This window comes from Clostridium sp. KLE 1755, assembly GCF_000466465.2.
Lineage (GTDB): Bacteria > Bacillota > Clostridia > Lachnospirales > Lachnospiraceae > Eisenbergiella > Eisenbergiella porci.
Genome location: NZ_KE992667.1, coordinates 34,569 through 58,278, shown reverse-complemented (window position 1 = coordinate 58,278; position 23,710 = coordinate 34,569). Strand labels below are relative to the sequence as shown.

The 23,710-nt window shown below is 52.3% G+C and carries 16 protein-coding genes; 9 read left to right on the top strand and 7 right to left on the bottom strand.

From position 1 onward, the window contains the following. Positions 1-18: 18 nt before the first annotated feature. On the bottom strand, positions 19-957 hold the full coding sequence (locus HMPREF1548_RS04690; RefSeq protein ID WP_021634648.1) for a LysR family transcriptional regulator: 939 nt from the start codon (positions 955-957) through the stop codon (positions 19-21). A gap of 346 nt (positions 958-1,303) precedes the next feature. On the opposite strand from HMPREF1548_RS04690, the gene HMPREF1548_RS04685 reads away from it, so the two are divergent. Both HMPREF1548_RS04685 and HMPREF1548_RS04680 read left to right on the top strand, forming a co-directional pair. Then, positions 1,304-2,716, top strand: a complete 1,413-nt coding sequence (locus HMPREF1548_RS04685) for an MATE family efflux transporter (RefSeq protein ID WP_035321053.1) — start codon at positions 1,304-1,306, stop codon at positions 2,714-2,716. 122 nt (positions 2,717-2,838) lie between these two features. After that, entirely contained in the window at positions 2,839-5,379 is a 2,541-nt protein-coding gene (locus tag HMPREF1548_RS04680; RefSeq protein ID WP_021634645.1) for a glycoside hydrolase family 95 protein, read from the top strand. Between the two features lie 259 nt (positions 5,380-5,638). Here the strand turns inward: HMPREF1548_RS04680 and HMPREF1548_RS04675 are convergent, their stop codons facing one another. Both HMPREF1548_RS04675 and HMPREF1548_RS04670 read right to left on the bottom strand, forming a co-directional pair. Continuing rightward, positions 5,639-6,133, bottom strand: a complete 495-nt coding sequence (locus HMPREF1548_RS04675; RefSeq protein ID WP_035321050.1) for an HD domain-containing protein — start codon at positions 6,131-6,133, stop codon at positions 5,639-5,641. Between the two features lie 198 nt (positions 6,134-6,331). Beyond that, entirely contained in the window at positions 6,332-8,791 is a 2,460-nt protein-coding gene (locus tag HMPREF1548_RS04670) for a cation-translocating P-type ATPase (RefSeq protein WP_021634642.1), read from the bottom strand. Positions 8,792-9,442: 651 nt separating this feature from the next. Here HMPREF1548_RS04670 and HMPREF1548_RS04665 point away from each other — a divergent pair. The 3 genes from HMPREF1548_RS04665 (at position 9,443) to HMPREF1548_RS04655 (ending at position 13,583) form a co-directional block, all read left to right on the top strand. Continuing rightward, positions 9,443-10,810: a hemolysin family protein gene (locus HMPREF1548_RS04665; RefSeq protein WP_025488345.1), complete on the top strand. Its 1,368-nt coding sequence runs from the start codon at positions 9,443-9,445 to the stop codon at positions 10,808-10,810. Next, positions 10,788-12,734, top strand: coding sequence for an alpha-L-arabinofuranosidase family protein (locus HMPREF1548_RS04660; protein ID WP_021634637.1), 1,947 nt, complete (start codon positions 10,788-10,790; stop codon positions 12,732-12,734). The genes HMPREF1548_RS04665 and HMPREF1548_RS04660 overlap by 23 nt, the downstream gene beginning before the upstream one ends. Before the next feature lie 66 nt (positions 12,735-12,800). Then, positions 12,801-13,583 (top strand): HAD family hydrolase, encoded by a 783-nt coding sequence (locus HMPREF1548_RS04655; protein ID WP_021634636.1) that lies wholly within the window; start codon positions 12,801-12,803, stop codon positions 13,581-13,583. Positions 13,584-13,677: 94 nt separating this feature from the next. Here HMPREF1548_RS04655 and ilvN read toward each other — a convergent pair whose 3' ends face one another. The 3 genes from ilvN to HMPREF1548_RS04640 all read right to left on the bottom strand — a co-directional run bounded on the left by ilvN (position 13,678) and on the right by HMPREF1548_RS04640 (position 16,849). Further along, the gene (gene ilvN, locus HMPREF1548_RS04650; RefSeq protein WP_021634635.1) at positions 13,678-14,178 is read right to left on the bottom strand and encodes an acetolactate synthase small subunit; all 501 of its coding nucleotides are present in this window, start codon (positions 14,176-14,178) and stop codon (positions 13,678-13,680) included. Continuing rightward, a complete protein-coding gene (gene ilvB / locus HMPREF1548_RS04645) occupies positions 14,141-15,910 on the bottom strand; it encodes a biosynthetic-type acetolactate synthase large subunit (protein WP_021634634.1) in 1,770 nt (589 codons plus the stop codon). Before ilvB ends, ilvN begins: the two co-directional genes overlap by 38 nt. A 360-nt stretch (positions 15,911-16,270) precedes the next feature. Beyond that, positions 16,271-16,849 carry a TetR/AcrR family transcriptional regulator gene (locus HMPREF1548_RS04640; RefSeq protein WP_025488347.1) on the bottom strand — a complete coding sequence of 193 codons (579 nt, stop codon included), beginning with the start codon at positions 16,847-16,849 and terminating at the stop codon, positions 16,271-16,273. 262 nt (positions 16,850-17,111) lie between these two features. Between HMPREF1548_RS04640 and HMPREF1548_RS04635 the strand changes: the two genes are divergently transcribed. The 4 genes from HMPREF1548_RS04635 to HMPREF1548_RS04620 all read left to right on the top strand — a co-directional run bounded on the left by HMPREF1548_RS04635 (position 17,112) and on the right by HMPREF1548_RS04620 (position 22,333). After that, a complete protein-coding gene (locus tag HMPREF1548_RS04635; protein ID WP_021634632.1) occupies positions 17,112-17,585 on the top strand; it encodes a MarR family winged helix-turn-helix transcriptional regulator in 474 nt (157 codons plus the stop codon). A gap of 90 nt (positions 17,586-17,675) precedes the next feature. Next, positions 17,676-19,826: an ABC transporter ATP-binding protein gene (locus tag HMPREF1548_RS04630; protein WP_021634631.1), complete on the top strand. Its 2,151-nt coding sequence runs from the start codon at positions 17,676-17,678 to the stop codon at positions 19,824-19,826. After that, positions 19,823-21,661, top strand: a complete 1,839-nt coding sequence (locus HMPREF1548_RS04625; RefSeq protein WP_021634630.1) for an ABC transporter ATP-binding protein — start codon at positions 19,823-19,825, stop codon at positions 21,659-21,661. The genes HMPREF1548_RS04630 and HMPREF1548_RS04625 overlap by 4 nt, the downstream gene beginning before the upstream one ends. A gap of 72 nt (positions 21,662-21,733) precedes the next feature. Continuing rightward, positions 21,734-22,333 (top strand): cytidylate kinase-like family protein, encoded by a 600-nt coding sequence (locus HMPREF1548_RS04620; RefSeq protein WP_021634629.1) that lies wholly within the window; start codon positions 21,734-21,736, stop codon positions 22,331-22,333. Between the two features lie 164 nt (positions 22,334-22,497). On the opposite strand, the gene HMPREF1548_RS04615 is transcribed toward HMPREF1548_RS04620, so the two are convergent. Further along, entirely contained in the window at positions 22,498-23,661 is a 1,164-nt protein-coding gene (locus HMPREF1548_RS04615) for a M28 family metallopeptidase (RefSeq protein ID WP_021634628.1), read from the bottom strand. Positions 23,662-23,710: the final 49 nt, after the last annotated feature.

The window sequence follows — 23,710 nt, the reverse complement described above, 5'->3', positions numbered from 1 at the left end:
ATTATCAGGGACTGCCGTTTACCGGCAGTCCTTCTTTATACAGGAAGGTTCTGCAAAATCAGAAAACAGCCGCAAAAAGGCATTCCCGGCAAGGGACAGCGGCGTATCGGTGCGGGATATGACGCAAATTTCCCGTTCGGGAACTATTTCCGTCAGCCGGATTTGAAAGACGCTTCCTTCCTCCAGCGCACTGCGGGCGAAGGCGCGGGGGACAAAGCCCACACCCAGATTATTGGCGGCCATAGGGGTGATCAGGTCGGTGGTGGCCAGCTCGATGTCTGGGCTTACGGCCAGATGGAACTGAAGAAGAAAATCATCCAGGAACTGCCTGGTGACGGTGCCCGGCTCCATGCAGATAAAAGGGTAGCCGCAAAGCTCCCCCGGCGTGACGCTTCGGCCGGCCAAATCGGAAAAGTCATTTCCGGCGATGAAAATATCCTGAAAGCCTGCCAGCCTGGTAACGGAGAATTTATCCTGTGGCAGGAAAGCCCCCTTATAACCAGGACGCATGACCAAAATAGCGAAGTCAATATGGCCGGAACGCAGGGCTGCCAGGGCAGTGGGGGTGCTGCTGTTGCTCACCTTGATCTTCACCCCGGGATGCAGGGTTTTAAATTCCTTGAGGAAGGGCAGCAGGAAAAAGTGCAGGGTGGTTTCGCTGGCGCCGATTCTCACCTGGCCCTCCAGCAGTTTCTTTTTTGCCTTCAGCGCGCTTTCCGCTTCAAAAATGTGCTCGCAGGCGGCCCTGACGTGCTCATAGAGCATGGCGGCCTCGGGGGTCAGGGAAACACCCTTGCGGGAGCGCTGGAACAGCACGCAGTCCAGCTCCTGTTCCAGCATCTGTATGGCGTGGGTGACTGTGGGCTGGGTCACGTAAAGCGCCTTTGCGGCCTCCGTAAAGCTTCCCAGCCTGGCAACATAATAAAAAGTTTTGTAAGAATCAAAGCTCACGCTCATTCGGTATTCCTCTCATAGGCAGATATATTTCTGCTTTTTCCAACGCTGCCCTCGTCAGCATTTATCCCGGTTTATATCATGAAAAGATACAATTATAGATAAAATCTATGTAATACATAGAAATGATTGATTTTATTTATCTTTTTAGAAGTAGTATAATACAGGACGGTTTGAAAGGCAAATGTTATGCGGAGGTTTTGTCCGCCGGTGTTACAATATGGATGCAGTTACAGGGTGGTTGTAATTACAGAGTGGCTGCAGGCCGCATAGTAACCCGCCGGCGGCCAGGAAGCCGAAACAGAACAGAAATGGCCGGCATGACGGCAGAATGAGAGAGGTAAGAGTGATGAATAAGGACCTGACGGTAGGAGACCCGCAGAGCGTACTGTGGAAATTTTCGATTCCTATGTTTGTAAGCGTGATTTTCCAGCAGATGTATAATATTGCGGACAGCGTGATTGCGGGGAAATTTGCAGGAGAGGACGCGCTGGCTGCGGTAGGGGCTTCTTATCCCATTACCATGATTTTTATGGCGATTGCCGTGGGAAGCAATATTGGCTGCTCCGTAGTGATTTCTCAGTATTTCGGCGCGAAGTGGTATGACAGAATGAAAACGGCGGTGTCCACCACGCTGATCGCTTCCCTGGCTCTTTCCCTTGTGCTTACTGTCGCAGGGCTTCTGGGCAGCAGAGGCCTGATGGTGATGATCAACACACCGGATAATATTTTTGCGGACGGGGATCTGTATCTGCGGATTTACATCGGCGGATTTGTATTCCTTTTCCTATATAATGTGGCAACAGGAATTTTTACCTCCCTGGGGGATTCCAAAACGCCGCTGTATTTTCTGATTGGTTCCTCCATCGGAAATATTTTACTGGATACGCTATTTGTGGCGGTTTTCCACTGGGGCGTGGCCGGTGTGGCCTGGGCTACCTTCCTTGCTCAGGGCGTCGCCTGCGTGCTTGCGCTCGTTACCCTGAAAAGAAGGCTGGCCTCTGTTGAAACGACTGGTAAGGCAGCGCTGTTTTCCTGGAATATGCTTGGGAAAATCAGCAGGATCGCAGTGCCCAGTATTTTGCAGCAGTCCTTTATCTCTATCGGAAATATTTTCATCCAGGGCCTGATAAATTCCTTTGGTTCTTCTGTTATCGCCGGTTACTCTGCAGCGATTAAGCTGAATACCTTCGCCATCACCAGCCTGACCACGCTGGGGAACGGAACGAGCAGCTTTACGGCACAGAATCTGGGCGCGGGAAAGCAGGGGAGAGTGAAAGCGGGCTTTGGCGCAGCTGTGAAGCTGGCGTTGATTATTACGGTGCCCTTTTTTGTGGCTTTTTTCTTCGGCAGCCACGTCATGCTGTCCCTGTTTATGAATGAAAGCAGCACGGTAGCAATGGAAACGGGCATGGAATTTTTAAAAATTGTATCGCCCTTCTATTTCGTGATTTCCCTGAAGCTGATGGCGGATGGTGTACTGCGCGGCGCCGGTGCAATGAAGTCTTTTATGATAGCTACATTTTCGGATCTGCTGCTTCGCGTTATCCTGGCATTTATTCTGGCAGGCCCCTTCGGGACGCTTGGAATCTGGCTGTCCTGGCCGATTGGCTGGATGGTTGCCATGGTGCTTTCCCTTTCCTTCTATAAAAAAGGTGTCTGGAAGAGCAGTGCGCTTACGGACAGCGCAGAGAATATGGAGGAGGCTCCGGAGCTGGAGACAGAAGGAGCGCTTATGTTCATGGAAGAGGAAAACGCCTGAAATATTGTAACCGGATGTGAAGAAATGTTCCTTTCCATTTTTCCCCGAATGTGGTACAAAGAAGATAGGCTGCCGCACATAAAAAGAATTAACCGGGCAGCGGGGAAAGGGGAAACAAGGGAATGAAGGATTATCTGCTTTGGGAAGATAAGCCTGCGGAAAAATTCTGTGACGCCCATTATCTGGGCAATGGCAGGCTTGGCATGTCAGTGATGGGAGGCGCGCCGCTGGAAGAGGTCTACATCAACGACGACACTCTCTGGTCGGGCAGCGAGGAATTCTATCTGAATCCTCAGCATTATGACAAATTTGAAGAGGCAAGAAGGCTTTCCCTGGAAGGAAAGGTGAAGGAAGCCAACAATATCATTAATAATGATATGGAAGGGCGCTGGTTTGAAGCGTATCTGCCTTTGGCAAGCCTGCATTTAACTGTGGGGCAGGCAAATAACAGACGGAATATGCCGCTGAAGATGGTGATAGAGCCGCAAAAGGATGATATCAGCGATTACAGAAGGCAGCTGCAGCTTGGAACTGCAGTGGAGACTGTTTCCTGGGTGAGGGATAACATCCGTTATACCAGGGAATATTTTGTCAGCTTTCCTGATAATAAAGCGTTTATTTACTGTACCGCAGAAAGGGAAGAAGGCGGAGCGGAGGGAGAAAAACTGCTGGATTTCGCTTTTGGCCTGGACTCCTCGCTGCATTATGTTAACGGGACACAGGACGGGGAGGCTTATCTGACAGGGATTGCCCCTGATCATGCGGAACCCAATTATACGGCGGTTACGCCCCGCTTCATCTACAAGGCGCCGGAGGAATCGGATGCCATACGTTTTGCCTGCTGCGCCAGAGTGGTATCCTGTGACGGGAAGGTTTTTTCCGATGGGGCCAGGGTATATGTGAACCATGCAGGCTATGCGCTGATTGCCGTACAGGCAAAAACGAATTATGCAGGTTTCCGTAAAGAGCGTGACAGGGATGCAGGAAAGCTTCTGGAACAGATCCGGCAAGATCTGGACAGCCTTGAGGCAGCGTACGGGAGCACAGTCGGGGCTGCCGCAAAGTCTATAAGCTATGCTTCCATAAAAAACAGGCATATTTTGGATTACCAGTCTCTTTATAACCGGCTGGATCTGGATTTGGGACGGGAGCTTAGCGGGAACCTGCCCACAACACAGCGGCTGGCCTACTGCGCCGAGGGTGTGGACGATCCGTCCCTGGCCGCCTTGCTGCTGCAGTATTCCAGATATCTGACCATTGCCGGTTCCCGGCCGGGCACACAGGCGCTGAACCTGCAAGGCATCTGGAATGATACGCCCGCGCCTCCCTGGTCCAGCAATTATACCAATAACATTAATGTGGAAATGAATTACTGGCCCTGTGAGGCGCTGGGGCTTCCCGAATGCCATCTGCCCATGATGGATCTGCTGACGGAGCTTTCCGAAAGCGGGAAACAGACAGCCGAAGGCTATTATCATAGCAGGGGCTGGGTAACCCACCATAATGCGGATCTGTGGCGTTCTACGGAGCCAAGCTGTGAGGATGCTTCCTGGAGCTGGTGGCCCTTCGGAGGCGCATGGATGTGCCAGCATATCTGGACGCATTATGAATTTACCCGGGATGAGGCATTCCTGCAGAAAATGTATCCGGTGCTCAGGGAGGCCGCGGTATTTATGCTGGATTTCCTTGTGGAAAATAAGGAAGGCTATCTGGTGACGGCGCCTTCCCTTTCCCCGGAAAACAAATTCATCACGGATGGGGAGGATACGGTAATTGAGCTTATCGACGAGGTATCCAGAGAAAGCAGATGTTCGCCCAATCACCCCAGGATCAGCGCGGTGACAATCGGATCCACGATGGATATGAGTATTTTGCGTGAGCTGTTTTCCAATGTGGCGCAGGCTGCCGATATTCTCAAGCTGGAGGACGATCCTGTCCCTGCACAGGCTCAGGAAGCCATGAAAAAATTCCCACCTCTTCGTACCGGACGCTTCGGACAGCTGCTGGAATGGTATGAGGATTACGAGGAGTGTACGCCGGGAATGTCCCACACCTCCCATATGTACCCGGTCTATCCGGGAGAACTGATTACGGAAACCAGAACACCGGAGTTATTTGAAGCGGCCAGGCGCAGCTTGGAAAGAAGGCTTCTTCATGCCAGAAAACAGGGCGGCTGGCCCGGATCCTGGAAGATTTGCCTGATGGCCCGGTTCAAGAATCCACTGGAATGTGGCCATCTTTTAAAGAGCACGGGAGAGGGTCTGGGAGCGGGAATGATGACCAATGTGAACCAGCAGATTGACGCCATATTCGGTCTGGGAGCCGGAATCGCGGAAATGCTTCTGCAGAGTCACCAGGGCTTCATTGAGCTCCTTCCTGCGGTGCCGGTGGACTGGGCTGACGGTCATTTCCGGGGAATGCGCGCCAGAGGCGGTTTTGAGGTATCGGCTTCCTGGGACAGGGGAAAGCTTCGGACCGGAGAAATCAAAGCCCTTATCGGCGGTCCCTGCTGTGTGAAGGCAAAAGGGCTGGCCGGAGTAAGCGGTCCCGGCGTAAACGTCAGGGCGCAGGACGGCATGGTTAGCTTCACTGCGGAAAAAGGGGTTTCTTATGCGCTGGGATTTGACGCAGAGGAAATCGCAGGCAGGGAGTACTATATTTAACGGATAAGGGAATACCGTAATTTAACAGGTGGATGTGAGGCTGCCAGATGTGAGCCTGACGGACTGCATGACAATGAGGCGGGCAGCAGGCTTCAGGCCTGGCAGGCAGCGGAGGCCGCTTTACTATAGGAGGACAAAAAAGCAAAGGATCGGCGCGGGATAAACCCGGCCGGTCCTTTGTACTGCCGTGAGGGAAACAGCGCCTTGAAAAGCGTCCTCTCCGGCCCTCTTTATGCAGTTGGAAAGAAAACCTTCATCCTTACGCCGGGCTGACTGCCACGCGTCCGTCTCTTGCCAGTGCAATCGTAATATGGAATACTTCCGCACAGGCGCATATTTTGTCCGCGCCGGATATAATCCATGCTTCCCGGGATTTGGGAAGGGGTCCCAGCGGGAACATATGGGACAGTATGGCGTCCCTTTCTTTTTCGGAAATTTCAAAGGTTTCCCCGCTGGTCCTGGCAGCCACCTTGGGATGGCAGAAGGCCTGCAGCTCCCTGGAGGGCCTGCTCTCTCTGGGGTCATACAGAAAGAAATCATGAAGCAGCCCCGCCCTGGCGGCTGCCTGGGTATCGCATCCCAGCTTCTTTGCCGTAAGCCACGAGATATAGGAAACATTAATACTGTGCATCAGCCTTGTCGTGGCCACATGGTGTCTGTAGCTGTTCAGGGCCAGAAATTCTTTATTTGTGAGGATGTCGGCAACATCCTCAAGATACTCTGCGTCAATATCCTCCGACAATGTAATGTCCATCGGCAACACGTCCTTTCCATTTTGAAACGGCCGCAACATTCCGGTCTGAAACGTTACTCTTTATACTATGATTATGGCGCGTTTTTGCCAGTGAATCAATGGATTTAAGAAAGATATAAGATTTTTTTGTAACTGTTCAGTACCCCTCACAGTTACTGCCCGGAAACATTCCGGATTATCTGCCGCGACGGATTTTGGCTAATCGTTTTCCGTTCTGTATTTCTTCAGGCGGCGGTACAGATGGTTACCCTGCTCAAACAGCCACAGGGCCAGATGCATGGCGGGCTGGGCGAGGAGAAGGAATACTGCCAGAACCAGCGCGGTCTGCAGCGTCAGGGGCCGTATGCTGAAAAGCTCTCCGAAAAAGACAACACAGACCAGGGCGGCAACGGTCATGACGCCCCAGACCGTGCGCCTCTTCCAGTCAAAGGGCCTGCATACCTGATAAAGGACAAGCAGCCCCACGAAGAGGACGGTTACGGCGGAAATGCTATAAAGCTGTTCCACCGGGAAATCAAAGGCGTAGGTAAACAGCTCGATTCCCAAAACAAGAAACAGGTTTGTCAGGCCGCCGGGAAGCGCTTTGTAAAAGACATTGCTCATAAAATGCCCCTCCACACGGCTGCTGTTCGGCTCCAGCGCCAGGAAGAAGGAGGGAATGCCTATGGTCAGGGATCCGATCAGGGACAGCTGCAGCGGCAGGAGCGGATAAGGGAAGCCGGCAAACAGGCTTACTAAAGACAGCAGGAAGGAAAAAATATTTTTAACAAGAAAAAGCGATGCCGCCCGCTGGATATTATTGATAACACGCCGTCCCTCGCCAACGATGGCGGGCATGGACTGGAAATCCGAATTCAGCAGCACAAGTTGGGCTATCTGGCAGGCTGCCTGGCTGCCGGAGGCCATGGCGATGCCGCAGTCTGCCTCTTTCAGGGCAAGCACATCGTTGACGCCGTCTCCCGTCATGGCCACCGTATGCCCGTTTTTCTGCAGCGCCTTCACCAGCCTGCATTTCTGCTCGGGAGTGACGCGCCCGAAAACACGGTATTTTTCAGCCGCCGCCTCCAGGCTGCTTTCCGTTTTCAGCGTGGAAGCATCCACATAAAGCTCGGCGCCTTCAATGCCCGCCTGCCTTGCCACCTCGGATACGGTGGAAGGATTATCGCCGGAAATAACCCGGACGGAAACACCCTGCTCCTTAAAATACCGGAAGGTTTCCGCGGCCTCGCCCCGAAGCCGGTTGGTGATGAGAATGAGAGCCATGGGACGGATACACGCCTCCTGCAGCCCGTCTTCCTTCAGATTGCCATCGTAAGCGGCGGCAAGAAGGACACGCATGCCCTGCTCCGCCCAGGGACGGATTTTTTTCTTAAGCTCCTTCAGACGGGACCCCATAATAAATTCCGGAGCGCCGATAAGAAAACTGCCATGCTCCTCAAAGGTGATGCCGCTCCATTTGGTATCTGAGGTAAAGGGAACGATATCAGCGGCCTCCCAGTCCGAATCCTGCCGGAAACGCTCCGCCATAGCGCGTCCCGTATCATTATCCGCATCCATATTGTCATAAAATGCGGCCAGCATTTCCGTTACCGCTTCCTCAGGAAAATTTTCCTCATCCAGCAGAATAAAACGCTCCACGTCCATCCCCGGCTCAGTGATGGTGCCGGTCTTATCCACACAAAGCGTGTCCACACGGGCAAGGATTTCCACACAGTTCATATCCCGCACAAGAACCTTCCGCCTGGAAAGACGCAGAACCCCTACGGCGATGGCGATGCTTGTCAGAAGATACAGCCCCTCCGGGATCATCCCGATAAGCGCGGCAACCGTCGCCTCCACAGCACCCTTCACCGGAAGCCCCAGCATCTGATGCTGATTGATGAAAAGACAGATCCCTACGGGAACGAGCAAAATACCTATCACCCGGATCAACCTGTCCAAAGAACGCATCATCTCGGATTTTGCCAGCTTTACGTCGCTTTTCGCCTCTCTTGCAAGACGGGAAGCATAAGAATCACTGCCAACGTGCGAAAGCCTGGCAACACACCGCCCGCCGTTTACAAAGCTGCCCGACTTCAGCTCGTCCCCGGCCTGCTTCAAAATAGCGTCGGTTTCCCCCGTAAGCAGCGACTCATTCACAGTTACCTGCCCGGAGCAAATCACGGCATCCGCACAAATCTGGCTCCCGTTATCAAATTCCACAATATCGTCCCGCACCAGCTCTGAAGAAGGAATTTCCTCCCATTCCCCGTCCCGGATACAATGTATTTTTTGCTCCGCCAGAAGCGTGAGCCTGTCCACAGCCCTTTTGGAACGGACCTCCTGAAAAATCCCGATAAACGTATTTGCAGCGGCAATCACAAGAAAAAGCAGGTTGGTATAAGACCCCACTGCAATCAGGCAGCCCCCCAGCACAACAAATACCAGGTTGAAAAAAGTAAACGTATTAGACTTAATGATATCCCCCACACTTTTCGTAGGAGAAGAATCACTGCGGTTGACATACCCGTTTTCTACCCGCAGCCGCACCTCCTCAGCACCCAGCCCGCATCCGGGATCCGCCTCCAAAACCGCGATTTCCCTGCGTTCCTCTGTGTCCACATTTCCTTTCCCTGCTTCCTGGTTTTCCAGGCTTTTGCTGTTTTTCTTCCAATTCATAAGCAATCATTCCTTCTGCATTGATAACTGTACAATTGTTCAATTGCTTTACAGTTACCTGCTCTGCTATAACGTATCCACACCCTTCCGGGCCGGATCCAACCGGTTTTTCATACAGCCCCCAACATATGTTATGTTATTATAACCCTCCACAACGCCTGTTCCTATACTCATTTTGCCACATTTGTCTAAATTTATGGTAATTTAAGGAATGATTAAGAATTGTTTTATAATCCGGTCTGTGAATCATTACCATCCGGAACAATAACTGTCATATCAGCCCTCCCCACCACCCCGCCGGGAAGGCAGAAAAAGCCGGGCGCAGGCTCGCGGAACAGCAGAGAGAGGCCTCCGCCCCTCAAAACCATCTTGACATCCTCCGCCCGGATTCTTTATAATGTTCCTATCAACTTACCGGAAGAAAGGAAAAGAATTCGATGGACGACGCGGACCCTGACGGGGAAACGAACCTTTATAGACAACGAAAACTTTTAAAGGGCATGGCCTGTTAGCATCAGCTTGACAGGCTGTGTCTTTTTGTGTTTTTTAGACGAAAAAACATGTTACTGGCTGCGGAGTGAACAGTAACAAAAACACTGCCCTCCGGCGGCAAGGATGCCGGCATTACAAAAAGAAAAGGAGAGATTTACTTTGAGTTCCATACCAAGACAGTTATTGTTGCAGATTATTTTGATTTTATTGAACGCCTTTTTTGCGGCGGCGGAGATTGCGGTGGTTTCCCTGAACACAACGAAGCTGCGCAGGCAGGAGGAGGAAGGGGATAAAAAAGCGGGAAAGCTTCTGAAGCTGGTGGAGGAACCGGCCTCCTTCCTGTCCACCATACAGGTGGGCATTACCCTGGCCGGATTCCTGGGAAGCGCCTTTGCGGCGGATAATTTTTCCGAGTATCTGGTGAGATGGATTTATGATGATATTGGTTTCAGGGGACTGACGGAGAAAGCGCTGGATACCATATCGGTTATTATCATTACCATCATCCTGTCTTATTTTACACTGATATTCGGCGAGCTGGTGCCCAAACGGATCGCCATGCAGAAGTCCATGGAGGTGGCAAAATTCAGCAGCGGCGTTATTTCCGGCGTTGCGGTGGTTATGAGGCCTGTGATATGGTTCCTGTCCTTTTCCACCAATACTGTGCTGCGGATACTTCATATGAAAACGGAGGCGGAGGAGGAATCCGTTACGGAGGAGGAAATCCGCATGATGGTGGATTTGGGCGGTGAAAAAGGCACCATTGACCAGGAGGAACAGGAATGGATACAGAACGTGTTCCGTTTTGATGATATATCCGTACGGGACGCCATGACCAGGGAGCCGGACGTGGTTGCCTTTTCCCTGAAGGAAACCGAAGAAAATATCCTGAACACCATCCGGGAAAGCGGCCTGTCCCGTTATCCTGTGTATGAAGAGGATATTAATGATGTCGTCGGGATTTTAAATGCCAGGGATTATCTGCTCAGTAGAAACGGCAACAGCTCCGCCGGGCTGCAGGAGCTGCTGCGTGAGCCTTATTTTGTACCGGATACCATTCATGCAGACGATCTGTTCCGTGATATGCAGAAAAATAAAATCCATATCGCAATTGTTATCGACGAGTACGGCCAGACAGCGGGAATCATAACCATGGAGGATCTTCTGGAGGAAATCGTGGGAAATATTTATGATGAGTTCGATCCCGCCCTTCCTCCGGAAATGGTCCGGCTGGAGGATAACCTTTGGCGGGTTTCCGGCAGCGTGGACATAGAGGATCTGGCACAGGAGCTGGATATTGACCTGCCGGAGGATACGGATTATGATACTGTTGGAGGCATGATTTTCAGCTGCCTGCGCTCTATCCCCGCGGATGGAAGCCAGTTTGACGTGCAGGTAAACGGCCTGGCCGTCCATGTGGAGCTGCTGGAGGACCAGCGGGTGGAAACAGCGATAATCAGTAAAATCATGCCGGAAAGTACAACGGAAGAAAAGGGGAAACAGAATGAATCAGGTAAAAATCAGTAAAAATGTGAAAACGCCCATACAGCCGGGGATGTTCGGCCTGTTTTTTGAGGATATCAATTATGCGGCCGACGGCGGGCTGTATGCGGAAATGCTGGAAAACCGGAATTTTGAATTTCAGGAATCCAGGGGGTACTATGATCATTACAGCCAGGATTTCGACGGGCTGTATGGCTGGAGCGCCTGCCGCGGCCAGGGAAAGCTGGCACTGGATACGCAGAAGCCGCAAAACGAAGTAAACCCGCATTATCTGCATTTTACGGCGATGGCAGCCGGGGACGGTTTTACAAATAAGGCATACGACGGCATCTGCCTGAACAAAGGGGAGAATTACCGCGTCAGCTTCTGGGCCAGAACATCTGCCTTCGGCGGCAAGGTACTGGTACATGTGGAAAAGGACGGTCAGCTTTATACAGATCAGGCAGAGATCGCCGGACTGACCGGGGAGTGGAAAAAATATGAGCTTACGCTGACGGCGGCCGCGCAGGTGAGAAGCGCTTCCTTTGTCATCTGCCTGTCTGAGGCCGGCAGTGTGGATTTTGACATGATTTCCATGATGCCGGAAAACGCGGTGTGCGGCCTGTTCCGCCGTGATCTGGCGGAGCTGTTAAAGGAACTGCAGCCGGGATTCCTGCGTTTCCCCGGCGGCTGTATCGTGGAAGGCAATACGCTGGACAACCGGTACCGCTGGAAGGAAAGCGTGGGGCCCATGGAAGAGCGCCGGGTGAACTGGAGCCGCTGGTCCGTCCATGACACCAAGGAAGAGTGCGGCTATAAAACGCCTTTTTCCCATTATAACCAGACGCTGGGCCTGGGATATTATGAATATTTTATCCTGTGCGAATATCTGGGGGCCTCACCGGTTCCCGTGATGAATGTGGGCCTGGCCTGCCAGTATCAGTCCACCCAGAAGGTGGCCTCGGACAGTGTGGAATTTAAGGAGTTTGTACAGGACGCCCTGGATCTGATTGAATTTGCAAATGGGGATGTTTCCACAAAATGGGGGGCGCTGCGCGCTGCCTGCGGACATCCGGAGCCTTTCGGGCTTCGTATGCTGGGCATCGGGAACGAGCAGTGGGAAACCGAAGAGGTGGATTTCTTCCATAGATATGAGCTGTTCGAACAGGCGATTCATGAAAAATATCCGGAAATCCGGCTGCTTGGTTCCGCCGGGCCCAATGTGAATTCCAAAGAATATGAAGCGGCCTGGAACTGGATCCGTCCGGCGGCAGAGAAAAAAGAAAATTTTGTCTATGCGGTGGATGAGCATTATTATGTGCCGCCGAAGTGGTGCTTCGACAACACGGGCTTTTATGACAATTATCCCCGCAATGTAAAGGTGTTTGCAGGGGAATATGCGGCGCATCCCCAGGGTATAGAAGACATCGCCCTGCGCAATAATATGGAGGCGGCGCTTGCGGAGGCGGCTCTGCTTACAGGAATCGAACGGAATGCGGATGTAGTGGTGCTGGCCTGTTATGCGCCGTTATTTGCGAGAATCGGGTATACCCAGTGGTCGCCGGATCTGATTTGGTTTGACGATGTCCATGCCTATGGAACGCCCAGCTATTATGTGCAGAAGCTTTACAGTGTACATACGGGGCAGGAGGAACTGGAAATTAAACCTGCGCTGGGAGAAGGGCTGTATACGGCGGTCAGCTATGATCGGGAACAGGGTGAAGTGATTGTAAAGCTGATAAATGCCGGAGAGAAAGCGGAAACGGTGAGCCTTGGGCTGGAGGAATGGAGCTGTTCGGGTAAGCTTACACGGATCGAGCTGTGTGCGGACAGCCTGCAGCAGGTGAATTCCATTGCTGCCCCGGACAGGATTACAGATCGGCAGACCTGGGAAAGCTTTGCAGGAAATGAAGTGAGCACGGAAATAAAGCCGTACTCCGTAACCGTACTGCGGATTGCCGCAGAATAAGGAAAGTCAGGTGCTGCTGCGGGCTGTGGACAAAACACCGGTTGGCGCCTGGGGACTGGAGCTGGAATGATAAAAGTACTTTGTCTGGATTATGATAATACGGTGTTTGACCACCGCCTCGGTAACATCCCGGAAAGCGCCAGGGAGGCGCTGGAGGCCGTGAGGGGAAAGTGCAGGCTGGTGCTTGCCAGCGGGCGTTTTTTCAACGATGCGTGGAACGCGCCTATTAAAGAGCTGGTAAAGCCTGACGGCATCATCCATTCCAACGGCTCCCTGGTGGAAGCGGAGGGAACCGTGCTGAAGGAAACCTACCTGGATCCGAAGCTGCAGAAGGAGGTGCTGGACTTTGCCTACGCCAATGATTTATGCCTGGGCGGCCAGCATGAGGGAAAATGGTATACCACCAACCCGGAAAAGCAGGCGGCCCGGTGGAAGGGCAAGGAGCACCTGTTCCTCCGGGAAATGTACGATGCCAGGGAGCTTTATGAAATCCCCATGCACGCGCTCTATCTGGATGACTCTGTGGAAGCGGCCAGGCTGGTGGAACAGACCTTCCCGGCCCTGCGAACTCCCATAATGAGCGAAATTACAGGAGGCGCGGATGTCATCCCGGCACATCTCTCCAAAGCTTATGGGCTGGAGCTTCTTCTGGAGCATTGGGGCATACGCCGGGAGGAATCGGCGGCAATCGGCGACAGCATGAATGACTTTGAAATGATTCAGGCCGCCGGGATCGGAATTGCCATGGGCAATGGCATACCGGCTTTGAAGGAGGCCGCGGATTATGTGACTTCGGATATCAGCGAGGATGGCCTGAAGAATGCATTTCATTATCTGGGGCTGCTATAGGAATCCGGGGCTGTTATAGAAAACGAAGGAAAAAATAAAAGTCGGAGGAAGCAGCTGCTTCCTCCGTTCCTTTTTGTCTTCAGCGCCAGAAACCTTATTCTCCGCGAAGGCTGATCGCCTCCGTCCCCACGCTCCCGCCGCGCACAATTTCGATCCGTCCGGGGAACAGGGACTGAAACAGGGATACCAGATCGTCATTTTTCCGCTCTGTCTGTACACTTTGCAGCAGCGCGGCAGACGGACCATAGTCAATCACCAGGGTACCCAGAACCTGGGACAGTCTGAACAGCTCCGTCATATCCTGTTGACTGCAGCCGCTGACCCGGAGGAACATGAGCTCCTTTAAATGTACGGGAATTCTGGTAAAATCCATTACCTTGATTACCTCAACGCTCCGGTTCAGCTGCTTTTTAATCTGTTCAAAGGTGCGGTCGTCACCGGTCAGCCCGATGGTAACCCGGTAGATGGAAGGGTCCTCCGAGGGGCCTGCGGTAAGACTGTTCAGGTTATAGGATTTCCCGGAAAACAGGCCTGTAATGCCTGCCAGAACCCCTACCTCATTCTCTGCCAGCAGGCTGATCCATCTTTTTTCCATATACATTATCCTCCTCTCCCAGAATCATATCGCCCAGAGAATTCCCTGCCGGGACTATGGGCATGACATTTTCTTCTCTTTCAATCATAAATTCAATGACCGTGGGGCCGTTTTTCCTGTTCCTGGCTTCCAGCAGCGCCGGTTCTATGTCCTCAGGAGTGGTTACCCGGATGCCCCTGGCGCCATAGCTTTCCGCAAGCCTGATGAAATCCGGCGTATATTCAGGACAGTTTTCTCCGGGGCCGGTGCAGGGGACAGGGCAGCTTTTCCGGTACCGCAGGCAGGTGGAGGAATAGCGTCTCTGATAAAACATCTCCTGCCACTGCCGTACATTCCCCAGGCAGCTGTTGTTAAAAATACAGATGATAACAGGAAGCTCATAAACAACCGCAGTTGCCAGTTCCTGCAGATTCATCTGCATGCCGCCGTCGCCTGTGATCACAAGGACATCTGTGCGGGGATTTCCCAGGCTGGCCCCAATGGCCGCCGGAAGTCCATAGCCCATGGTGCCCAGCCCACCGGAGGTCAGAAGCCTGCGGTGCTCATCAAGCGCAAGGAACTGCGTTGCCCAAAGCTGGTTCTGTCCCACATCCGTAGCGATAATGGCGTCCTCAAAGCAGTGATTGACCGCCTGCAGAATGGCCTGGGGAGAAAGGGCGGAGGGCTTCATGCGCAGGGGATGCTGCTGCTTCCAGCGCTCAAGCTGCGCCAGCCATTCCCCGGTAGGAAGCGGCTCTGCCTTTTCCAGCAGGGCGGAGATTGCGCTTTTTGCATCAGCCACAACAGGGATATCTACGGAAATGTTCCTGGAAATGGAAGCGGCGTCAATATCGATGTGGACAATGGAAGCTTCTCTGGCAAAAGTTTCGGTCCTTCCGGTAATGCGGTCGTTGAACCGGGTTCCGATGGAGAAAAGCAAATCACATTTGCTTACGGCCAGATTAGCGGCAAAGCTTCCGTGTATGCCGATATTTCCCACATACAGGCGGTGACCGGAGGGAACGGCGCCCTTTCCCATGATGGTGGAAACGACGGGAACCCCTGTCAGTTCGGCAAGCCGGGTCATTTCCCTGCCGGCCCGCGCGATATTGACGCCGCCGCCCACCAGGAACAGGGGGCGGGCGGAGCGGTTCAGAAGCTCCAGCGCTTTGCGCAGCTGACCGATGTGTACAGAAGGCTTCGGCCGGTATCCGCGGATTTCCACGGTGTCGGGATAGCTGTCACTGCCCAGCGCCTTCTGGATATCCTTGGGGATATCTACCAATACAACGCCCGGTTTTCCTGTGGCGGCAATGTAAAAGGCCTTTTTGATGATGCTGCCAAGCTCTTCGCGTCTGCGTACCGTTACGGCATATTTTGTAATGCTCCTTGTAATACCCACAATATCCACCTCCTGAAAGGAATCGTTTCCTATCAGCCCGGTGGGAACCTGCCCGGTAAAGCATACGAGAGGGACACTGTCATAGTTGGCGGTGGCGATTCCCGTTACAAGATTGGTGGCTCCCGGCCCGCTGGTTACCAGACATACTCCTGTTTTCCCGGTAGAACGCGCATAGCCGTCCGCAGCGTGTACCAGCCCCTGTTCATGGCGGGGCAGGATAACCTTGGGTACAGCGGCTCCATACAGCGCATCGAATAAATCGATTGCCTGGCCGCCGGGATAGGCAAACAGGGTGTCCACCTGCTCCGCCTGCAGTGCTTTTACAAATAGTTGGGCTCCGGTTATCTGCATTATTTTCAGCCTCCTTTATATAAATTTACATGAATGCATGCGCTCGCTTGCATAACGTTGATAAAAGTGCGCCGCCTGCATACAGGCAGCGCTGATTTTTTTCGGTAACAGCCGCAGTCCGGGGACTGCGGGTACTAATTATTTCCGCGGGCGACGAGCCGAACGGATGCACTTTCCAATTAGGGACAGCCGCGAGGGGTGCTATGCGCCAGCGGCATATGTTTTGCACCGACCGAAGCGGAGCGTAGATCAAATACCCTGCCGTTTACGGCGTTTCAAATTTGATACCCCGTTGCTTGCGGTGTGGCGTTTGACTGTCCTGTCATCCAGATATAAAAATCTCTTTCCCATCTGTTTTGTTTAACAACGGGGAATTCCGCTGATAAACAATTCCACGCTTTTGCGTATGAATCCGTCCTTATCCTCCGGCGACAGCTTCTGCTCAAAGGATGCCTTTAAAAAAGTAAAACCAAAGGTGGCGGAAAAAATTGTCATGGCCAGGCTGGGAAAGTCCAGGGAAGGAAGCTTTCCTTTCCTGTGCATTTCCTGGAAATATTCGGTCAGGGCGGATAAAAAGGCCTGTGGGACCTTCATAATATAAGGGGCCGCCTCTTCATAAAGCTGCGGCGCGCGCAGGCCGATGGAAAGATTGACGAAGTCCGGCGTAATCCGTTCCATATAAGCCCTCATGAACATTTCCAGATCGGGTTGCAGCTCCCATACCACATCCTGGAAAATATCCCGGGAAATATTCCCCCGCCATTTCTCCTGCCCAATGCCGGTCAGGGCGATATCCTTTTTGCTGCCGAATTTCCGGAAGAGGGTACATTCGTTCACACCGGCCAGCTTTGCAATATCCTTTGTAGTGGTGGCCACATAGCCCTTATCCCGAATCAGGGTCATTGTCGCATCAATTATTTTCTGACTTGTTTCGTCCATCCATTCCTCCATGCAAGTACATGCTTTCATTTGATTTTACCTGATAAATCCGATTATGTCAATAAGTAACAGCAGGAGCTTATCGGGAAACAGCAGAAGGCTTACCGGAGTTTTTTGTGCGGATTGACGGTTTCTTTATAGTTTTTTTATACTTTTTTTCTAAAAAAAGAATTGTATTTCAGGCAGGGAGAGACTATAATCTTTAACCAAAGCAACTATTAACAATGTTAAATATTGCAGCTGCAAACAGTCGCGGAAAGGAATGGAAATGACGACGGATGAGATGCGTATTGATTTGCTGAGAACAACATTTCGGTACGGACGGGTGAATATGGGAATAAGGCTTGGAAACATTACCCATGGAGAATTCACGGCTCTTCAGATGGTTCATATCTATATGAAGAGGAATCCTGACGCCAGCGGAATCGGTGTATCCGAGCTTGCCCGCTGTTCCTTTATGTCGCCGCCCGCCATGTCAAGGACATTGAAGTCCATCGAAGAAAAAGGGCTTGCAGAGCGGATGATTGACAGTAAAAACAGGAGGAAAACCTATGTCCGTTTAACGCAGGCCGGAGAACAGGCCCGGCAGTACGCCTGGGAGGTATCCACTGAGTATATCAACCGGGTGATGGAGGAGATGGGGGAAGAAAAAATGGATGCGTTCCTTGCCTTGTGGAAGGAGCTGGTAGACATCATGGAGAAAAACATCGGAATGGTTTCGGAGAATCCTTCTTAGAGCGTGCCCCGGAATTATGGAAAAGTAATTTCAGGGACGTTTTTGAAGGAATGGCACAGAAGGAACAGCAGAAAGGAGAAATAGGAAAGAATGTGGAAATTGTTTAAACACCTGGGCGAGCATAAGGCTGCCGTCCTTTTAATCATTCTTCTTTTGGTAGGCCAGGCGTATTGCGACCTGGCGCTGCCTTCCTACACCTCGGATATTGTGGACGTGGGAATACAGCAGGGAGGTATTGAAAATGCCGTCCCTGAAAGAATGAGAGAGGAAACCTTTGACAGCCTGTCCCTGTTTATGACGGAGGACGAAAAAAACGAGGCCCTTCAGGCTTATGATCTGAAGGACGGCATTTACGAACGGAATACCTCGGATAAGGAAACGATTGACCGCCTCAACAAGGATTTCGGAATGCCTATGGTAATACTCAGTTCCATTCAGGAGTCCGGGCAGACGGACATGGCCGGCCTGAAGGAAATGATGGCGGCAAAGGGAATTGACGATACAAAGCTGCAGGAAATGAAAAAACAGGCAGCTGAGGAAATGGGAGATATGAGCGATTCCATCATCACCCAGAAAGCCATTCTTTTTATTAAGGCTGAATATGAAGCCATGGGAATGGACCTGAATGATGTGCAGATGAACTACCTGCTTTCTACCGGCGCCAAAATGCTGGGCCTGACGCTTCTTATGATGGCGGCGGCCATACTGGCAGGCCTTCTGTCCTCCAGGACGGCGGCAAAAATAGGTATGGATCTGAGAGGAAAGGTTTTCACCAAGGTGGTTTCCTTTTCCAGCAATGAACTGAATAAATTCTCCATCGCTTCCCTGATAACAAGGAGCACCAATGATATCCAGCAGGTACAGATGGTGGAGGTCATGCTGCTGCGTATGGTGCTTTATGCGCCTATCATCGGTATCGGCGGCATAGTTAAGGTAGCCAGTACCAGAACCGGGCTGGGCTGGATCATCGGCGTAGCGGTTGCGGCAATTTCCGTGGTGGTTTTGATCCTGATGCAGATAGCCATGCCGAAGTTTAAAAAAATGCAGTCCCTGGTTGACCGGCTGAACCTGGTATCCAGGGAAATACTCACCGGCGTGCCCGTTATCCGCGCCTTCAGCCGTGAGAAATTTGAAGAAAAAAGATTTGAAACAGCCAATAAGGATCTGATGAGGACCCAGCTGTTCACCAACCGGGTTATGACCTTCATGATGCCCCTGATGATGATGATCATGAACTGCATTACCGTTATGATTATCTGGTTCGGCGGAAAGGGGATCGATGCGGGAAACCTCCAGGTGGGCGATATGATGGCGTTTATTACTTATACCATGCAGATTGTCATGGCATTCCTGATGATTACCATGATTTCCGTCATGCTGCCCCGTGCCGGCGTGGCGGCGGAACGTATTCAGGAGGTGCTGGACACCCGGCCCAGCATCCATGATCCTTCCGCCTCCAGGGACGGTGAGCTGGAAAAAGCGAAGGGCGAGCTTACCTTTGAGGATGTGTCTTTCCGTTATGAAGGGGCGGCGGAGGATGCGCTGGAGCATATCAGCTTTACGGCAAAGCCGGGAGAAACAACGGCGATTATCGGAAGCACCGGCTGCGGCAAATCCACGCTGATCCACCTGATTCCCAGATTTTACGATGTGACGGCGGGCCGGATATTGATTGACGGCGTGGATATCCGGGAAATTTCCCAGCATAAGCTGCGCAGCCTGTTGGGCTTTGTACCCCAGAAGGGAAATCTGTTCTCCGGGGATATCGCCTCCAACATCAAATACGGCGGTTCCCATATTTCAGATGAAAAAATGATAGAAGCGGCGGAAATCGCCCAGGCCACGGAATTTATCGACAGCAAGCCCGAAGGCTATGAAAGTCCCATTGCCCAGGGCGGAAGCAATGTATCGGGCGGGCAGAAGCAGCGTCTGTCCATCGCCAGGGCCATCGCCAAGGATCCCAAGATATTCCTGTTTGACGACAGCTTTTCCGCGCTGGACTACAAGACGGATATGGTTCTGAGAAAAGCGCTGCATGAAAAAATTGAGGACGCTACCATCATCATTGTGGCGCAGAGAATCAGCACCATCCTTCATGCCAATCAGATTATCGTTCTGGATGACGGCAAAGTCGCCGGCATCGGCACCCATGAGGAACTGCTGGCAACCTGCGGGGCGTATCAGGAAATCGCCCGTTCCCAGCTGTCTGAGGCGGAGCTGAAAGGAGGAAGCGCATCATGAGTGAAACACAGAGAAGACCCCCCAGAATGCATGGCCCGGGCGCCCGGATGGGCGGTGAAAAGGCCAAGGATTTTAAAGGCACCATAAAAAAACTGGTGAAATATATGGGCCGTTACTGGCCTGCCTTTGTGGCAGTGCTTATTTTTGCGGTGGGCAGCACCATATTCGGCATCATCGGCCCCAAGATTTCGGGGAAAGCCACCACAGAGCTTTTCAACGGCCTGGTTGCCAAGGTTTCCGGCACCGGCAGCATTAATTTCGAACGGATAGGGCATATTCTCCTGCTCCTGCTGGGACTGTACGTGCTCAGCGCGGTGCTCTCCTTTGTACAGGGGCTGATTATGACAGGTATCTCCCAGAAGCTGGCCTACCGCTTCCGGCAGGAAATCTGTGAAAAAATCAACCGTATGCCCATGAAATATTTTGAGAGCAGAACGGTAGGCGAGGTCCTTTCCCGTATTACCAACGATGTGGATACGCTGGGGCAGAGCCTGAACCAGAGCATCACCCAGCTGATTACCTCTATCACAACCATGATCGGCGTCCTGATCATGATGCTGAGCATCAGCCCCCTGATGACTCTGATTGCCATAGTCATCCTGCCCATTTCCGCAGGCCTGATTGGGATTGTGGTAAAAAAATCGCAGAAGTTCTTCGTGGCGCAGCAAAGATATCTGGGCGAAATCAACGGCCAGGTGGAAGAGGTTTACAGCGGCCACAATATCGTGAAAGCGTATAACAAGGAAGAGGATGTGGAAAAGACCTTCCATGATACCAATGATATTTTGTTCCAGTCCGCATGGAAATCCCAGTTCCTTTCCGGCCTGATGCAGCCCATCATGACCTTTGTGGGAAATCTGGGCTACGTATCCGTGGCGGTTCTGGGAAGCATCCTGGCCGTGAGGGGAACCATTACGGTAGGTGATATCCAGGCGTTTATCCAGTACGTAAGAAACTTTACCCAGCCTATTACCCAGCTGGCGCAGGTATCCAACATGCTGCAGTCCACAGCGGCCGCGGCGGAGCGTGTTTTTGAATTCCTTGAGGAAGAGGAGGAGGAACAGCTTGCACAGAATCCGGTTCACCTGGAATTCCCCAAAGGCAGGGTGGATTTCCAGAATGTGGTATTCGGCTACAACCCGGATAAGGTGATCATCCATAACTTCAACTGCTCCGTGAAGCCCGGCCAGACCGTGGCTATCGTAGGCCCCACCGGCGCCGGGAAAACGACCATGGTGAAGCTGCTGATGCGTTTCTACGATGTGAACAGCGGCGCTATCCTGGTGGACGGCCACAATGTAAAGGAATTCAACCGGAGCGAGCTGCGTGAGATTTTCGGCATGGTGCTTCAGGATACCTGGCTGTTTAAGGGCACTATTATGGAAAATATCCGGTATGGACGGCTGGATGCCACGGACGAAGAGGTTATTGCGGCGGCCAAGGCGGCTCATGCGCACCGGTTTATCCAGACGCTTCCCGGCGGCTACCAGATGGAGCTGAATGAGGATGCCAGCAACGTATCCCAGGGCCAGAAGCAGCTTCTCACCATTGCCCGCGCTATTCTGGCGGACAATAAAATCATGATTCTGGACGAAGCAACCAGCTCCGTGGATACCAGGACGGAACAGCAGATCCAGAAGGCTATGAATCATCTGATGGAAGGCAGAACCAGCTTTGTCATCGCCCACAGGCTTTCCACCATCCGTGATGCGGATCTCATACTGGTGATGAAGGATGGCGATATTATAGAACAGGGCAATCATGAAGAACTCCTTGCAAAGAACGGTTTTTACGCGGAGCTTTACAATTCGCAGTTCGTAGATGCCACTGCGTAATGCAAGAGGCTGCAAATCACAGTTACAGGACAGTACAGCAGCCTTGCGGCAGCAGAAAAGGAGACGGAAAAAATGGCTCATCTGAGAACAATTACAATTGAAAGACAATATGCCAGCGGCGGCCGTGAAATCGGGAAGCGGCTGTCGGAGAGGCTGGGCATCCCTTTTTATGATGGGCAGCTTCTCATGCTGGCGGCTGAAAAATACGGCCTGAACCCCAGCGTGGTCAAGGCAAACGATGAAAAGGTAAATAAAAGCCTTCTATATACCGTGGCGTCCGCCGTGGAAAATTTCCGGGGAAATGAAAGAGGCATGATGCCTTACCGGATTTACCAGGCCCAGGCGGAAACAATACGTCGCCTTAGCATGGAAGGGCCCTGCATTTTTATCGGCCGCTGCGCGGGCGAGGTGCTGCGGGGAAAATGCAGAAGCCTGAATGTGTTTATTTATGCCTCCTCTATGGCGGAGCGCAAAGAACGTGCCAACCAGATTGACAATATCGCCATGGTGGAAACGGAGGATTACATCCGTATGAAGGACAGACAGCGCAGGGATTATTATAAACAGTATACGGACAGGGAATGGGGAGATCCCATGAACTATGATCTGTGCCTGAACAGCACAACGCTGGGATATGACAGATGCGTGGAGCTGATTGAAAGGACATTGTAAAAAGACTTGTTTTTCCATAGGGGAACCAGAACCAGCGGCATGCCGCCTTCCTTCCATCCGGAATCATCCTTGGGATGGGGGAGGCGGCTGCCGCTGGTTTTATTTCTGCGGACAGGGAGTTTCGGTCAAGTACCTGCCCGTAAACCACTCCTTTATATTTTTCTTTAAACAGAATAAAGCAGGAACTTAACCAGCGTTTCCAGCCTTTTTGAATCAATCAGCTCCAGGGTGTCGTTTTCTGTGTGGAGCACGCTGTCCGCCAGCGCAAATATTCCGGCGGAGGTAATGGAGATTGCAGGAACGCCGGAAAAAGAAAACAAGGTATGGTCTCCCTGCGGCCACGGTTCTGTCTGTTTAAAGCCTTCCGCCTTCTTTGCGAAACCGGAAATACTGCTTGTCAGCTGTTCCGGGCATTCATAAAATGAGTACGCAAAATCCTGTCCCTTTACGCCCGCCCCGTCAATATTAAACGCGCAGACGTATTCCGAGGGTGATGAAAGATAAGCGGCAAGATATGCCATTTCTCCCGGATTAGAATAATGGTCCTCACCGTTAAAGAGGACAAATTCAATGCGGTAGGGCAGTTCCCTGCCCGACAGCTCCTCTGCCAGCGCGAGTAAAACGGCTACGCCGGAGGCATTGTCCAAAGCGCCAGGGGTTCCCGGTTTGGTGTCAATATGCGCTGAAAAACATACCTTATGTTTTCCGCTGCCATAGACGGCAATTACATTGGCGGCCTTTGCAGGGCGACGTTCCGCGTTCAGCGTAAGGGCTGCGGGAAGCCCGCTGCATAGCCGGGGCAGGCTTTCCGGAAGAACCACGGCGCAAGGTACTTCAAAGTCCCCGTCCTCAATGACCGGTACAAAGCGTTCCGGAGAAAGACTGACGGTAAGCACCGCCTTAACGCCGCCGTTTTCCAGCAAGGAGATGATTTCCCTGTGTTCCTCCGGATTCCAGAAGACAAAGCCTTTGGGCATCAGCGGTTCCGACGCCAGCTCACCGCAAAGCAAAACGATTTTCCCGGCGACAGGCGCGCACCGCAGCTCTTCCCGTGAACTGACGCAGAGAAGCTCTCCCTGCACGCTGCAGGGAAGCGAATAAGGTGCGGCTGCCATGGGGACGGCCTTGCCGCCGACAGTGAGTATGCCGCCGTTGTCCACCCAGTCCATGCAGTCAAATTCCTGCCGCAGGACGTCCAGGCCGGCGCGCTCAAATTCCCTGCACGCATACTCAACCGCCGTATGGTTTGCCTCTGATCCAGTGGGCCTTGCACCGATTTCATTACAAAGTACGTTCAAATGCCTTTCGATATTTTCTCGTGTTTCCATGTCTTTTTCCTCCTTTATTGCGGGCTTTTTTCGTTTCTGGAATAAGCAT